This window comes from Micromonospora sp. NRRL B-16802 (assembly GCF_001279555.1).
GTDB classification, from domain to species: Bacteria; Actinomycetota; Actinomycetes; order Mycobacteriales; family Micromonosporaceae; genus Micromonospora; species Micromonospora profundi.
The window spans coordinates 1-715 of the sequence record NZ_LGEB01000127.1 but is presented as its reverse complement, the minus strand read 5'-3'; the positions used below and the strand labels follow the sequence as shown (position 1 = coordinate 715).

The window sequence follows — 715 nt, the reverse complement described above, 5'->3', positions numbered from 1 at the left end:
GGTGTGGGTGCGGCCGGAGAGGATGGAGCCGATGGGTAGGTCGGTTTGTCCTGTGTAGCGGTGTAGCACGGTGAGTAGTGCGGCGTGGTGGATGGCGAGCAGGGATACGTGGTTGGTGCGGGCGTAGCGGTGCGCGGCTGTGGTGAGGTCGTGGGGTAGGGGTCGGCTGGTCCAGGCTCCGGCGCCGGTGGGGTGAGCGGGGCGGGGTCGGTCGGTGGGGAACTCGATGGTGGGCAGGTCGGCCAGCGTGGTGTGCCAGTGGTCGAGTTGTCGGGTGAATTCGTCGTCGTCGAGGCGGGCGCGCTGCCAGGCTGCGTGGTCGGCGGGTTGCACGGTCAGCTTGGGTAGCGGGGCGTCGGTGGTGGAGCCGGTTTCCGCGGCGTAGAGGCTGGTGAGTTCGGTGGTGAGGATTCCCACCGACCAGCCGTCGGCGACGATGTGGTGCGCGACGAGGACGAGGACGTGGTCGTCGGGTGCTATGCGAGCCAGGGCGGCGCGGAACACGGGTCCGGTTGCCAGGTCGAACGGCCGGCTGACCTGTTCGGTGACCCAGGTGTTGATGGCATCGGCGGGGACCTCGACGACGGTGGGGGGTTTGTCGGAGGTCGCGGGCGGCTCGGCCGGTGGGGGGTCGATGATTTGGCGGGGTAGGCCGTTGTGTTCGACGAAGCGGGTGCGGAGGGCTTCGTGTCGGGTGGTGAGGGTGTGGAGGGCG

At 69.5% G+C, this 715-nt stretch carries 1 protein-coding gene; it reads right to left on the bottom strand.

The window, feature by feature from the left end; all coding sequences use genetic code 11:
* The coding region (locus ADK66_RS29155; RefSeq protein ID WP_231640248.1) for a condensation domain-containing protein at positions 1-715 on the bottom strand (715 nt) is incomplete at both ends.